We start from the raw sequence: 13,583 nt of genomic DNA, 5'->3' as shown, positions 1-13,583 counted from the left end.
ATATATTATGTAGCCCCACATCAAATGGGGCTATTTACTTTTGCCCGTAGTATTTCTTTTTGCTGATACTTAGCTACCTTTGCAAAAAAATTACTGCAAAACCGTATGATGAAATTTACACCTATTTTTAAGGCCGCACGTATTTATACAATAATTATTTTTGGCCTGTTTCTTTACTCCCTTTCCTGGACCGCTTTCCTTCTACCCCATAAAATTACGGGTGGAGGAGTATCGGGTATTGGTGCTTTAGTATACTATGCAACCGGTTTCCCCGTTGGCTACACCTATTTTCTTATCAATATTGGGCTTATACTTATTGCCATTAAGGTACTTGGGGCAAACTTTGGAGTAAAAACAATTTTTGGAGTTGTTGCAGGATCGGTTTTGCTCTCGGTGCTTCAATCGGTAATTCACCTTCCTGTTGTTGAGGATAAGTTATTGTCGGCAATAATTGGCGGCATACTGTCGGGGGTTGGCCTCGGGATTATATTTACACAGGGCGGAAGTACGGGCGGTACCGATATTATAGCTATGATAGTAAACAAGTATCGCAACATCAGCCCGGGCCGGGTTATCCTTATGTGCGATGTGTTTATCATCGGCTCCTCATTCCTGGTGCTCACCGAGCTTGTTCCTGTAAAGCGAATCGAAACCATTGTGTACGGATACGTGGCCATGGCCATTACGGCTTACGCCATTGATGCGGTTCTGTCGGGTAGCCGTCAGTCGGTGCAAATGTTTATCTTCTCGCGAAAGTACAGCGAAATTGCCGATAGAATAACCAGCCAGATAAACCGAGGCGTTACTGTTATTGATGGTACAGGATGGTATACCAAGGAGAATCAGAAAGTAGTTGTGACGCTTGTGAGGAAGCACGAGGCTAGCAGCATATACAAAATCATCAAGGAGATTGACCATGATGCCTTCGTATCGGTAGCCAATGTTATGGGGGTTTATGGTCAGGGGTTTGAGCGAATCCGTTCGTAGATATTCCTCAGACTCCAAAACAATATAATCCCTCAAAAAAGCTAAAATGCTCGCAGGGACTAGGAGTTTCACTGTAAATTATCTTTATTTGCCTTACGAAATGTAGATAATGGCTTATTCTGAAACGCCTTTCCTTAGATAATGGTTTGAATGAAACTAAATAAAGGTGTTCTATTTGCTTAACCCAAATACCATCAATTTATACTTCGTTAAGCTAACAGTGGAAAACCAAAAATGATTTTACGAATGAAAAGAAATCTCATCATTGCCATATCGGCACTTATTATAATATCAGCAATACTTTTAACGGTAATACTCACCAACAGAAGTCAAGAAACATTCCTGCACGAGCCAATCCTCGAAATGATGGATGATGAGATAGCACCACCCACGTTAGAGTATGGCATCCCTATTGACTCTTTCGTTGTGGAAACCTACACCGTTAGGCGAAACCAAACCCTTGGTAGCATAATGCATTCGCATGGCGTGAGTAGTCAGCTGGTGAACCAGCTAGGTAGCAAGGCTAAGGATGTTTTTGATATTCGCACCGTGCGCGCCGGCAATCAGTACAAACTTTTTACAACCCCCGATACTACTAATAGTGCAAAGTATTTGGTATATGAGCATTCGCAAGTTGACTACGTAGTGTTTCACTTTGGTGATGAGCTAAGCGTAACCCGAGGACAGCATAACATAGTTCCCGTAACCCGAATAAGCGAGGCCGAGATAAGCAGTTCGCTCTGGGAAGCGATGAAAAGCCATAACCTTAACCCGGTGCTTGCACTGGACCTGTCCGATGTGTTTGCTTGGGCTGTCGATTTTTTTGGACTGTATAAGGGCGATAAATTCAAAGCCGTATACGATGAACTCTTCGTTGGCGATAACCCTGTTGGAATTGGAACCATTCACGCCGCATGGTTTGAGCATCGAGGGCAAAAGTACTATGCGTATCGGTATATGCAGGATTCGGTGTGGAGCTACTGGGACGAGCAGGGCAATAGCCTACGCAAAACATTTCTAAAGGCACCTCTAAGGTTTTCAAGAATAAGTTCTGGCTTTTCATACAGCCGAATGCACCCCATCCTGAAAATTAGGCGACCCCATACTGGCGTAGATTATGCTGCTCCCGAAGGAACCCCAGTGGTAGCCCTTGGCGATGGCGTGGTTATTGAAAAGGGGTACAACAACTCCGCAGGAAACTACGTAAAAATTCGTCACAATAGCGTGTACACCACTGGCTACAACCACTTCTCGCGATTTGGAAAGGGAATAGCAAAAGGTGTGCGAGTACAGCAGGGCCAAGTAATAGGCTACGTGGGCAAAACCGGTTTGGCCACTGGCCCCCACCTAGATATGCGCTTTTGGAAAAATGGCAAACCCATCGATCCGCTTAAGGTTGAAGCGCCTCCCGTTGAGCCCATTAAGGAGGAGAATTTGGAGTACTTTGCTAAATCAATTGCCCCCCTCCGAATGAAACTCGACAGCATATCGCTTAGGCCTGTATTCCCAGAGCACAGCGCATACTCCTCCTTCTAGCATTCATCGGCATACCGATATCAATACTATCATTTTGCGATATAGAAAATTTCTATACCCTGATGGTATATTGACATTGATATCATTTAGCCCTATTTTACCAAAAAAATATGGCTATGAAAACACCAAATCACTTACCTATAAGGAAAGCGCTAGCAATTATAATAGTTGCTACTGGCTTATCATCTTGCAAAACAGCATACTACCCCACTAGTTACAACGCACCTTTGCTCAACAAGCAAGGAGATGCGCAGGTTTCTGGTGTAATAAGCGTAGGCAATAATGAGCTACAAATGGCATACGCCCTAACCGATAATATTGGGCTTACATTTACTGGGAGCTTTTTTGCCGAGGACAAAGAGCTCACAATTAACGACCAGCAGGTTGAGATAACCGAGCACTTTACCTACTTCGAAGGCGGCTTGGGCTATTTTGGGCAAATAGGAAACTTCGGTAAATTTGGCTTTTTTGGAGGGGCAGGCTCGGGCAGAGTGCCAGCGGACTTTCGCAACTCATTCTACGATGGGAACCAAACATCTCTAAGGAACAAAGTGTTTATACAACCTACCATTGGCTTCTCGAGCAATTTTGTTGATATAAATGGTGTGCTGAGGTTCTCTGGAGTTAACATCAACAAGGAAACCAACCTGTTTGCAGAACCAGGAGTTGTGATCCTTATGGGCTACAAAAACATTAAATTCTATGCCGATGCTGGGCTTTCAATTCCCTACAAAACATCGGGTAGCCTTACCTGGGATCACAACTTTATTGTATTTGGGTTGGGGATTCAAATTAACTTCAACGTGCTTAACAACTAGCCAATTATAACGTTTACTGAGTATCCAAGTTACTAATTAGTTCCTCAATCACCCTGGGGTAGTGGGCATATTCCAGTGCATGCACCTTTTGAGCCACCATTTCAGGTGTATCGTCAATGCTTACAGTGCACTTTGCTTGAAATACTATGTGGCCCTCATCGTAATGTTCATTCACATAGTGAATGGTAATGCCCGACTCTGTTTCGCCAGCATCAACCACAGCCTTATGAACCCTGTCGCCATACATTCCCTTACCCCCAAATTTAGGGAGCAGAGCAGGGTGGATATTGATAATCTTGCCCCTGTAGGCCTCCACCAAGGCAACCGGTATTAGCTTTAGGAAGCCAGCCAGCACCACAAAATCAATCTTTTTACTCTGCAGGGTAGCTAGCACAATGCCACTACGCAGCTCGGCGGGAGTGAACACCAATGCCTCAATGCCCATCCTTTGGGCTCGTTCAAGCACAAAAGCATGGGGATTATCTGTCAGTATTAGTGATACTTTGGCTAACTTTGAGCCCGAAAACCATGTATTTATGTTCTCGGCATTGCTGCCCGAGCCCGAAGCAAGTATAGCTATACGCCTCATTATATGAACGTTTAATTAATAGTTTGCTAAAAAAAGGAAAAAAGTAGTGAACAAAGCATCAAAAATAAAAACAAAAACTATACTTTTGCCCAGAATTTAAGATTAAGCTTTTTTATATTAGCTTAATATTTTTTTCTTTGCATTTGAAATAAACCAATTTACTAATTTAACATTTAAAGCTATGTCTGATATTGCTACCAGAGTTAAGGCCATTATCGTTGACAAGTTGGGAGTTGATGAGAATGAGGTAACTCCTGAGGCCAGCTTCACTAACGATTTAGGTGCTGATTCACTTGACACCGTTGAGTTGATTATGGAGTTCGAGAAAGAATTCAACCTTTCTATTCCTGACGAAGAAGCTGAAAAAATCAGTTCAGTTGGCGATGCAATAAGCTACATCGAAAACAACTCAAAGTAAGAAATTTAAAACCTGACAGCTATTTATTATTAATTATTTGAACTATGGAGCTAAAGCGTGTTGTTGTAACAGGATTAGGAACACTTAACCCCATTGGGAATAATATTAATGAGTATTGGAACAACCTTGAGCAAGGTGTTAGCGGTGCCGAAATGATCACCAGCTTTGATACCGCCAAGTTTAAAACCAAATTTGCCTGTCAGGTAAAAAACTTTGATGCCCTCCAGCACTTCGACCGGAAGGAACTACGCAAGTACGACCTTTACTGTCAGTATGCTATGGTATCGGCTCATGAAGCGTTCCTCGACTCGGGGCTTGATCTTGAGAAGATCGACCACGATGCCGCAGGAGTAATCTGGGCCTCTGGTATTGGAGGAATTCAAACTTTTATGGAGGAAATGAGAGGCTACTTCGCGGGTGATGGCACTCCGCGATTTAGCCCTTTCTTTATCCCCAAAATGATTGCCGATATTGCCTCAGGGCATATCAGCATCCGCTACGGGTTTAGAGGACCAAACTACTCAACAGTTTCGGCCTGTGCTTCATCAACTCACGCTTTAATCGATGCGCTTAACCTAATTCGCCTTGGGCAGGCAACCATTATGCTCACCGGTGGATCTGAAGCATCAGTTAACGAAGCGGGAATGGGAGGCTTTAATGCTATGCAAGCCATCTCAACCAATAACGATGAGTACAAAACCGCATCACGTCCGTTCGACGTAACCCGCGACGGTTTCGTTATGGGCGAAGGTGCAGGTGCTCTTATCCTTGAGGAGTACGAGCATGCCAAGGCTAGAGGTGCAAAGATTTACGCCGAGCTTGCTGGCGGTGGAATGACCGCTGACGCTCATCACTTTACCGCACCACACCCCGAAGGTTTAGGAGCGAAGAATGTAATGATCAACACCCTTAAAAATGCGAACCTCAAGCTAGAGGATGTTGACTATATCAACGTGCATGGAACGGCTACGCCACTTGGTGATATTGCCGAAATAAAAGCAATTACATCAGTTTTCGGTGAGCACGCCTACAAGCTAAGCGTAAGCTCAACCAAATCGATGACCGGTCACCTTCTTGGTGCCACGGGAGCCATTGAGGCCATTGCTGCAATATTTGCCATCAACAAAGGCATTGTTCCTCCTACCATCAACCACGCTAATCCAGACCCAGAGATTGATCCCAAGGTTGACCTGACCCTGAACAAAGCTAAAAAGCGCGAGGTAAACGTTGCGCTTAGCAATACATTCGGGTTTGGTGGCCATAACTCATCTGTGGTCTTCAAAAAATTCTCTGAATAGGACAGTGATTCGTTTCTTTTTTAGGTCAAAAAATATCAAGCTTAACGGTGCTGATGTAACTCTAAAACGCCAGCTTTGTAATAGTTTTGCCCTAAAACCACGAAATCTGGATCTATACAAGATTGCCCTAATTCACAAGTCGGCAACCTCTTCCATTGCTAACGGAAGAAAGGTAAACAACGAACGCCTTGAGTACCTTGGCGATTCGATTATCGATTCTATTGTTGCCGAGTACCTCTTTGTTAAATTCCCCAACGAGAACGAGGGCTTCCTGACCAAAATGCGCTCGCGCATAGTAAGCCGAAGTAGCTTAAACGCACTTGCCCTAACCATTGGTTTAGACAAGTTGGTTATTACCCAAACCAACAACCCATTGGCTCACCGACACATTTTTGGTGATGCCCTGGAAGCGTTTGTCGGGGCAATATACCTCGATAGGGGCTTCGAAACTACACGCAGGTGGATCAACTCCTTCATCCTAAATAGGCACATTGATCTTGCAGCCCTAAAGGAAACCGAAACCGATTACAAAAGCCGCATCATTGAGCTGGCTCAGAAAAATAAGCTCTGCATTCAGTTTGAGAGCGAGGAGCAAGAGACCGAGCGAGGTCAAAATCCTTCATTTGTGGCAAAGCTACTACTCGATAATAGGCTGCTTGGAACTGGATACGGCTCGTCAAAAAAGGAAGCGGAACAGAATGCAGCGATGGTGGCTATAGAGAGGATAGATTTATTCCCGCTACCCAACCAGCAGCTTAAACCAGAAACAATCAGCTGGGAAAATTAGTGCAATAAAAATTCGCCCTGAATCTATTGGCTAAACTTTGGTTGACCTATGAAAAAAAAGCAGATAAAGCTTGAGGTGCCTAGCGAAAAAGCCACATTCATTGCACTCTCCACCACGCTCTCCCTTCACAAGCTCTCTTGGGAGTTAAACACATCCCTTCACCTTAAGCTATCGCAAAGCGCAGGCCTTAAGCATCTGGATTTATGCTACCCTACCCTCAAAAATGAAGAAGGAACAAGTCCCTACTCCATAGATATCGTGAAGAATAAGTATGAGTCGAATTTGTTGGTTAAGGAGCTGCCCAACATCGATTACATTGTAAGAATACAAGGCGATATGCCTGCTGAGGGCATAAAAGATTTAGTTCAGAAGATAAAAACTATTCCATCGGTGCTTGCCGCAATAAGGATTGATGCATCCAAGATCAAAGGGCTTGCTCCTATGCAAAATCTATAGCGATTAATGGTACTCCATAAAAACAATGCAGGCGGGAACCACCCCGCCTGCATTAACCCTAAAACCTTAAACCTATGAAAAAACACTCTATTGATCTTTCCCGAGGGAAAGTAGAATGATTTAACACTGCAAATATAACAATAAGATTAGCTAACAGGAATTAACGTGTGTTAAATACTGTTAACCCTTAGCCGAAAGGTGTTTCAAAGTATTTACATTTGTGTTCATGAGACGCAGCGCTATATGGATCTTGGCCAGCCTAATCTTGCTGGCAACCATTGGTTTGATTATGGTTCAAACCCAATGGGTAAAAATTGCTATTGATGTTAAGGAGGAGCAGTTTTGGCAAACAGCCAAGCTTGCGCTCGATAAGATAAGCAGTGAGGTGGAAAGGCAAGAAACCATAGTACAGGTTATTGATGAGATTAGCCCCTACGCAACAGCGGGTTCCTCAACATCGCCCCGGTTAACCTATCATTACAGCACGTTCAATCGCACCCGAAGCGGAATTAGATCGCAGGAGAAGAATCAACAAGTATTTACCATCCAACAGCTCGACACGCTGCGCATCCCCTCCGTTGCCAGCATTGCTGGTATCGATTCGTTGCAGATTATTCGAATTGACAAGGATCTTTGGGACGTGAAACCGGTAAGGCAATCGCTCAAAAGCAACGACATATCATTCAACATATCCATAGATGAAAAGTTAATAAACAAAACCGTTTTTGTTGAAAATATTGTTGACAAGATGATCCGGATTGAGCTACCCATCGAGGAGCGAATCCCACATAAGGTGCTCGATACTATAATTCGAAACGAATTTGCCAAGCTGGGAATAAGGGCCAAGTATGAGTACAAGTTAGCATCGGAGAACGATAGCGTGGTTTACAAGTCGGCAAACTATAGCCCCTCTGCACAAAACCAGCTGAAGAAGAATATCTTCCCAAACGATTTTTTCTCAAAGAAGTACTTCCTCTCTGTACATTTCCCAAATCAAAAAACCTATGTTCTCAGCTCCCTGGGGACCATGACGTTCACCACATTTTTGCTCACATTTATTATCATACTTAGCTTTACCATAACCATTGCCATTATTTTTAAGCAAAAAAGGTTATCGGAAATCAAGAGCGATTTTGTGAGCAATATGACCCACGAGCTTAAAACACCCATATCAACCATATCGTTGGCAGCACAAATGCTAAAGGATGAGACTATCCCCGACGAGAACAAGCGCACAGGATACCTGGGTGGGGTAATTTCGGAGGAGAGCAAACGGTTGGGTCTACAGGTTGAAAAGGTGCTACAAATGGCTATCTTTGAGAAGACCAAGCTAAAGCTGAAAATTAAGCCACTTAATGTTCATGACATCATCAAAAAGGTTAGCCAATCTTTCGAAATACAGCTGAATAACGTGGAGGGCAGTATGTTATCGGAGCTTAACGCGAGCAAGCCAACCATTCTGGGCGACGAGATACACATTACCAACGTGGTAAACAACCTGCTCGATAACGCGGTGAAGTATCGTAATGGCGACCCCCGCATAACCATCGCAACGAAAGACGGGGCCAAGGGCCTAGTTTTTATGGTTCAGGATAACGGCATTGGGATAAGCAGGGAAAACCAACGACGTATTTTCGATCAGTTTTACCGCGTACCCACCGGCAACATTCACAACGTAAAAGGCTTTGGCCTTGGGCTGTGCTACGTGAAAAAGATTGTTGAAGAGCACGGGGGGAAAATTTGGGTTGATAGCAGCCCCGGTAAGGGGAGCACATTTAGCTGCTACTTACCATGGGGTGGACCAAACGATAAAAACTCTATTAATTAATATAAATACAACTATGGAAAAGGCAAAAGTTAGGATTCTGCTAGCAGAGGATGATGAGAACCTAGGGCTTCTACTTAAAGAATACCTTCAGGCAAAAGGATACGAAACCGACTTGTATAAAGATGGAGAAAGAGCCTACAAGGGATTTAACAATAACCACTACGATATCTGCATCCTAGATGTAATGATGCCCATAAAGGATGGTTTTACGCTGGCCAAAGAGATTAGAACCATCAACAGCAGCATGCCCATTCTGTTCCTCACCGCAAAGTCGATGAAGGAAGATGTGCTGGAGGGCTTTACCCTTGGTGCCGATGACTATATGACCAAACCGTTTAGCATTGAGGAGCTCCTGCTGCGCATTGAGGCCATTTTACGCAGAACTCGAAATGATCCCTCCTCCTCGGAACAGGAGGTGTTTCAAATAGGCAACTACGAGTTTGATGTAACCAAGCAAACCCTTACCCTTGGCGATGAATCAAAGCGACTAACAACCAAGGAAAGTGAACTGCTTAGGTATTTGTGCCTTAATAAAAACTCGGTGCTCGATCGGAACTTTGCCCTGAAAACCATCTGGATAGATGATAGCTACTTCAATGCGCGAAGCATGGATGTGTACATCACAAAGCTCAGGAAATATCTTAGCATGGACCCTACCGTTGAGATTATCAACGTAAGGGGCAAAGGGTTTAAACTTATATCGAACTCGTAATAACGAGACTTTAAAGCAGGTAGCGCAGCGTTTTTCGATCGAAAAACGCTGCGCTTTTGCCTGTGCATAGCACACCCAATTATTTTCTAAAAAAACAACCATTTTACTTCTTTTTCGTTAACTTTGTTGTTAGCAGATGTGGAAGGACTCATTGCTTTCTCATTTTTTTGTGCTATCATTGGGAGTTGAAATTGCATTGAAAAGATTTGAATATGGAAAAGATTGTAATTGAACCCACAAACGAGACACCCAAAGTTGTTCTTGACAAAGAAAATAGCATTTTTGAGTTTTCGGGGAATTCATTACCAGAGGATGTGTCAACTTTTTTCTGCCCCATACTAACTTGGTTTGACGAATACGCTAAGGCGCCAAACGAGTCAACCCAAATTAAGTTTAACTTTGAGTACTACAACACCTCATCATCAAAAATGATACTTAAACTCCTTGAAAAATTCAGGGATATTCATCGGAATGGTTTTGAGGTGGAGGTTCAATGGCACTATCTGGAAGACGATGAGGATATGATTGAAGCTGGCGAAGACTACTCGGAGAACATCAAGGTGCCTTTCAAGTTCATTGCACACTCAAGATGACCTGTTCCTTTAACTAGTAACTATACCAAACCAAATGGCACTAAACCTACGCCTAGCAACGCTGAAACTCTTTGGTCGAATCCCCAAAACCGAAGAGTTCGAGAAGAGAGAGTCGGCTCTTCACGAAGAGTATAACGAACTACTCCGCTTTGCCGAGTCCAAGGAGTACAAAAACTACCTCGCCCTAAAGGATTTTGTTGAATCGGGTGAACCCCAAAAGACAAAGCAGGAGCTAGCCCTTGTAAAGTATAGCAACTCGGAGGAGGAAAAACGTGAAGCCGAACTTATTAGGCTAAAGAAGAACAAGGAGGTAAAAAACTATCTTAAGGTAAAAAACTCCGATACCCCTGACTTTATAAACTCCATAGAACAATCGGGTAAACCATCGCGTTACGAGGAGCTAAAGCAATTTGTAAACTCTGCAGAGTACCGAAGTCAGCAAAAAGAGCATAAAAAGAGTAACTCCGATGATTACAAGAAGGAATTAGAGTACAAAACGCTTCAGAAAGATTCGGAGTTGAAGAAGTATTTCAAACTTAAAAGTTGGAAGCCATACCTGGATTTCCAAAAGCTCGAGGGATCGGATACCATAAAGAGGTACTACGAACTTGAGGAGTACATAGCATCCAACGAGTTTATCGAGCGGAAAAAGTATCTACTATCAAAAGGCAAGTTTGAGCAAACCGAAGCGTACCAAAAGCTGGTTGAGTTTCAGAGTCTCGAAAAATCCCAAAAAATTGTTTGGTTTCGCAAAACTCAAAAGTCGAAAAAATTTGACGATATTAAGCGTTGGGAGCTTACCTTTGCCGATGAGTTTAACGATAAAAAATTAGACTCTGGAAAGTGGCTAACCCGTTACTTCTGGGGCGAGGCACTTGCCCAGAAAAGCTATTCGCTTGCAGGCGATAAGCATGCCTACACCGATGGCGCCAATGCTGAAATCAGCAATAGCACGCTAAAAATTTTAACCAAAAAAGAAAGCGCCGATAGCTTATCATGGGACAAGCGCTTTGGCTTTGTACCCAAATCGTTCGACTATACCTCTGGAATAATTAATACTGGGCAATCGTTCCGCCAGCTTTACGGGAAATTTGAAGCCAAGGTTAAATTTACTATGGCACCGAACCTTTTCCACGCCTTCTGGCTTGTGGGCGACTCGATGCTTCCCCATATTGATATTTTCAGGCAAAACGGAGCCAAAAAACCCAGTGTGCAAGGCTCCCTGTTTTGGCAAAACGATAATGGCAAGATAAACAGTTTTAAAGCACCCCTTAGCGGGTTTAACTTCACCAACGGCTACTACATTATGAGCGTTGAGTGGGCTCCTGGCAAGCTAACGTGGAAAATTAATGGGGTAACCTACGCCGAGACCACAACGAACATTCCAAGTGCACCTGCATACCTCGTTTTCTCATCCGGGGTTAATGGTGATATGGCCGACCCACATCTGCCAGCAGAAATGCGGATTGACTGGGTTAGATGCTGGCGCAATACTGAGCTGTAAACTTTCCTAAAGTATAATACGCAACAAGGGGCACAGCTGTGCCCCTTGTTGCGTATTGGTTATAAACTAAAATCTTTGTTAGTCCATCTTAAGCACTGCAAGGAAGGCTTGCTGAGGAACCTCAACATTACCCACCTGGCGCATCCGTTTTTTCCCCTTCTTCTGCTTCTCGAGGAGCTTGCGCTTACGCGATATATCACCACCATAACACTTGGCGGTAACATCCTTACGCAGGGCCTTAATGGTTTCGCGGGCAATAACCTTGGTTCCAATGGCAGCCTGAACAGCAATATCGAACTGCTGGCGCGGGATTAGCTCCTTTAGCTTCTCGCACATCCTGCGGCCAAAGGGATAGGCGTAGTCGCGGTGTATAAGGGTCGAGAGGGCATCAACCATCTCACCGTTCAGCAGCACGTCTAATCGAACTAAGCTGGCAACCTGATACCCCTCCATATGATAATCGAGTGAGGCATAACCTCTTGAGATTGATTTAAGCTTATCGTAGAAGTCGAATACAATCTCGGACAGGGGCATTATAAAAGTTAGCTCGATTCTATTGGTAGTTAAAAAAACCTGGTTTTTCAGCTCGCCCCGTTTATCAATGCACAGCTTCATTACTGCACCTAACGACTCGCTATTGGTTATAATTTGTGCCTTTATGGTAGGCTCTTCTATCCTTTCAATAAGGTTTGGCGATGGTAATCCGCTGGGGTTATGAATTTCAAGAACCTCCCCCTTGGTTGTGTAAACATCATACGAAACGTTGGGTACTGTGGTAATCACATCCATGTCGAACTCGCGATACAAACGTTCCTGCACAATCTCCATGTGGAGAAGGCCAAGGAACCCGCAACGAAAACCAAAGCCAAGAGCCAACGAGCTTTCTGGCTCGTAGGTAAGGGATGCATCGTTGAGCTTAAGCTTGTCGAGTGATGCACGAAGATCCTCGTAGTCGTCGGACTCCACCGGGTACAAACCCGCAAAAACCATAGGTTTAACATCCTCGAACCCTGCGATACCCTTGCTGCAAGGCCTGCTCACATGGGTTATTGTATCGCCAACCTTTACTTCGGAAGAGTTTTTTATACCGGAGATAATATATCCCACATCGCCAGCACTTATGGAATCCTTGGGTAACATTTTTAGCTTTAAAACACCCACCTCATCAGCATCGTACTGCTGGTTAGTATTGAAAAACTTAACCCTTTCGCCCTTACGGAGGGTACCATTAAACACCTTGAAGTAGGCGATAATACCCCGAAAAGGGTTGAAAACAGAGTCGAATATAAGCGCTTGAAGTGGCGCGTCGGGATCACCTTTTGGAGATGGCACCTTCTTAACAATGGCCTTGAGAACCTCCTCGACCCCCATCCCTGTTTTGGCGCTGGTGGCAAGTATATCCTCCCTGTCGCAGCCAATAAGATCCACAATCTGATCCTTCACATCCTCAACCATGGCGGCATCCATGTCTATCTTATTTACCACAGGTATTATCTCCAAGTCGTTTCCTATGGCAAGGTACAGGTTCGATATGGTTTGTGCCTGAATGCCCTGGGTTGCATCAACAATTAGCAATGCTCCCTCGCATGACGCTATGGCACGAGAAACTTCGTAGGAGAAATCGACATGACCCGGAGTATCAATAAGGTTAAGCTTATACACCTGCCCATCCTGCTCGTAGTCCATCTGAATGGCGTGGCTCTTGATGGTTATGCCCTTTTCACGCTCCAGCTCCATACTGTCGAGCACTTGCTCCTGCGATTCCTTCTCGGTAAGGGTATTTGTAAACTCTAGCAGTCTGTCGGCCAGGGTGCTCTTACCGTGATCAATATGAGCAATGATGCAAAAATTCCTAATGTTATTCATGTTGTTCGCCATTTGGTGCGCAAAGATATTTAAAATTGGGCAAATTGGGAATAGATTGTAATAAAACGCAATGCGCAAAAAAGGAGGGCCGAGCCCAGTCATGTTCGGAAGATTAACAGATTGAAATTGAGAAATATAAGGTCAGGATTGTAGTTGAAATTAAAGAATAGGTGCTTTATTAACAAAAAAGC

13 protein-coding genes are annotated in these 13,583 nt (G+C 44.0%); 11 read left to right on the top strand and 2 right to left on the bottom strand.

Annotated elements, in window-relative coordinates:
• Nucleotides 1-105 precede the first annotated feature (105 nt).
• From G8O23_RS14740 to G8O23_RS14730, 3 genes are all read left to right on the top strand, one after another.
• The gene (locus tag G8O23_RS14740) at nucleotides 106-987 is read left to right on the top strand and encodes a YitT family protein (RefSeq protein ID WP_235942306.1); all 882 of its coding nucleotides are present in this window, start codon (nucleotides 106-108) and stop codon (nucleotides 985-987) included.
• 246 nt (nucleotides 988-1,233) lie between these two features.
• On the top strand, nucleotides 1,234-2,523 hold the full coding sequence (locus tag G8O23_RS14735; protein WP_219932546.1) for a M23 family metallopeptidase: 1,290 nt from the start codon (nucleotides 1,234-1,236) through the stop codon (nucleotides 2,521-2,523).
• Between the two features lie 116 nt (nucleotides 2,524-2,639).
• Nucleotides 2,640-3,341 carry a hypothetical protein gene (locus G8O23_RS14730; protein WP_166366183.1) on the top strand — a complete coding sequence of 234 codons (702 nt, stop codon included), beginning with the start codon at nucleotides 2,640-2,642 and terminating at the stop codon, nucleotides 3,339-3,341.
• Between the two features lie 13 nt (nucleotides 3,342-3,354).
• Here the strand turns inward: G8O23_RS14730 and purN are convergent, their stop codons facing one another.
• Nucleotides 3,355-3,930: a phosphoribosylglycinamide formyltransferase gene (purN, locus tag G8O23_RS14725; RefSeq protein ID WP_166366181.1), complete on the bottom strand. Its 576-nt coding sequence runs from the start codon at nucleotides 3,928-3,930 to the stop codon at nucleotides 3,355-3,357.
• Between the two features lie 181 nt (nucleotides 3,931-4,111).
• Here purN and G8O23_RS14720 point away from each other — a divergent pair, with 181 nt between their 5' ends.
• The 8 genes from G8O23_RS14720 to G8O23_RS14685 all read left to right on the top strand — a co-directional run bounded on the left by G8O23_RS14720 (nucleotide 4,112) and on the right by G8O23_RS14685 (nucleotide 11,526).
• Nucleotides 4,112-4,348 (top strand): acyl carrier protein, encoded by a 237-nt coding sequence (locus G8O23_RS14720; protein ID WP_166366179.1) that lies wholly within the window; start codon nucleotides 4,112-4,114, stop codon nucleotides 4,346-4,348.
• Nucleotides 4,349-4,392: 44 nt separating this feature from the next.
• A complete protein-coding gene (gene fabF, locus G8O23_RS14715) occupies nucleotides 4,393-5,646 on the top strand; it encodes a beta-ketoacyl-ACP synthase II (RefSeq protein ID WP_166366177.1) in 1,254 nt (417 codons plus the stop codon).
• Between the two features lie 4 nt (nucleotides 5,647-5,650).
• Nucleotides 5,651-6,433, top strand: a complete 783-nt coding sequence (gene rnc, locus G8O23_RS14710; RefSeq protein ID WP_166366174.1) for a ribonuclease III — start codon at nucleotides 5,651-5,653, stop codon at nucleotides 6,431-6,433.
• 48 nt (nucleotides 6,434-6,481) lie between these two features.
• Nucleotides 6,482-6,889, top strand: a complete 408-nt coding sequence (locus G8O23_RS14705; protein WP_166366172.1) for an IPExxxVDY family protein — start codon at nucleotides 6,482-6,484, stop codon at nucleotides 6,887-6,889.
• Between the two features lie 226 nt (nucleotides 6,890-7,115).
• The gene (locus G8O23_RS14700) at nucleotides 7,116-8,717 is read left to right on the top strand and encodes a sensor histidine kinase (RefSeq protein WP_166366170.1); all 1,602 of its coding nucleotides are present in this window, start codon (nucleotides 7,116-7,118) and stop codon (nucleotides 8,715-8,717) included.
• A 13-nt stretch (nucleotides 8,718-8,730) separates the two neighbouring features.
• The gene (gene rprY / locus G8O23_RS14695) at nucleotides 8,731-9,429 is read left to right on the top strand and encodes a response regulator transcription factor RprY (protein WP_166366168.1); all 699 of its coding nucleotides are present in this window, start codon (nucleotides 8,731-8,733) and stop codon (nucleotides 9,427-9,429) included.
• 212 nt (nucleotides 9,430-9,641) lie between these two features.
• The gene (locus G8O23_RS14690; protein ID WP_166366166.1) at nucleotides 9,642-10,022 is read left to right on the top strand and encodes a DUF1987 domain-containing protein; all 381 of its coding nucleotides are present in this window, start codon (nucleotides 9,642-9,644) and stop codon (nucleotides 10,020-10,022) included.
• A 34-nt stretch (nucleotides 10,023-10,056) separates the two neighbouring features.
• Nucleotides 10,057-11,526 (top strand): glycoside hydrolase family 16 protein, encoded by a 1,470-nt coding sequence (locus tag G8O23_RS14685; protein ID WP_166366164.1) that lies wholly within the window; start codon nucleotides 10,057-10,059, stop codon nucleotides 11,524-11,526.
• 78 nt (nucleotides 11,527-11,604) lie between these two features.
• Here G8O23_RS14685 and lepA read toward each other — a convergent pair whose 3' ends face one another.
• Nucleotides 11,605-13,392: a translation elongation factor 4 gene (lepA, locus tag G8O23_RS14680; RefSeq protein ID WP_166366162.1), complete on the bottom strand. Its 1,788-nt coding sequence runs from the start codon at nucleotides 13,390-13,392 to the stop codon at nucleotides 11,605-11,607.
• Between the last annotated feature and the right edge of the window lie 191 nt (nucleotides 13,393-13,583).

It is taken from the genome of Perlabentimonas gracilis (genome assembly GCF_011174675.1).
Lineage (GTDB): Bacteria > Bacteroidota > Bacteroidia > Bacteroidales > Tenuifilaceae > Perlabentimonas > Perlabentimonas gracilis.
The sequence above is the reverse complement of the archived record's forward strand: the minus strand, read 5'-3'. Positions and strand labels throughout refer to the sequence as shown.

Bases quoted from the DNA above. Each gene is read 5' to 3' on its own strand.
- G8O23_RS14740 (WP_235942306.1), top strand. From the start codon at position 106: ATGATGAAATTTACACCTATTTTTAAGGCCGCACGTATTTATACAATA.
- G8O23_RS14735 (WP_219932546.1), top strand. From the start codon at position 1,234: ATGAAAAGAAATCTCATCATTGCCATATCGGCACTTATTATAATATCA.
- G8O23_RS14730 (WP_166366183.1), top strand. From the start codon at position 2,640: ATGAAAACACCAAATCACTTACCTATAAGGAAAGCGCTAGCAATTATA.
- purN (WP_166366181.1), bottom strand. From the start codon at position 3,930: ATGAGGCGTATAGCTATACTTGCTTCGGGCTCGGGCAGCAATGCCGAG.
- G8O23_RS14720 (WP_166366179.1), top strand. From the start codon at position 4,112: ATGTCTGATATTGCTACCAGAGTTAAGGCCATTATCGTTGACAAGTTG.
- fabF (WP_166366177.1), top strand. From the start codon at position 4,393: ATGGAGCTAAAGCGTGTTGTTGTAACAGGATTAGGAACACTTAACCCC.
- G8O23_RS14705 (WP_166366172.1), top strand. From the start codon at position 6,482: ATGAAAAAAAAGCAGATAAAGCTTGAGGTGCCTAGCGAAAAAGCCACA.
- G8O23_RS14700 (WP_166366170.1), top strand. From the start codon at position 7,116: ATGAGACGCAGCGCTATATGGATCTTGGCCAGCCTAATCTTGCTGGCA.
- rprY (WP_166366168.1), top strand. From the start codon at position 8,731: ATGGAAAAGGCAAAAGTTAGGATTCTGCTAGCAGAGGATGATGAGAAC.
- G8O23_RS14690 (WP_166366166.1), top strand. From the start codon at position 9,642: ATGGAAAAGATTGTAATTGAACCCACAAACGAGACACCCAAAGTTGTT.
- G8O23_RS14685 (WP_166366164.1), top strand. From the start codon at position 10,057: ATGGCACTAAACCTACGCCTAGCAACGCTGAAACTCTTTGGTCGAATC.
- lepA (WP_166366162.1), bottom strand. From the start codon at position 13,392: ATGAATAACATTAGGAATTTTTGCATCATTGCTCATATTGATCACGGT.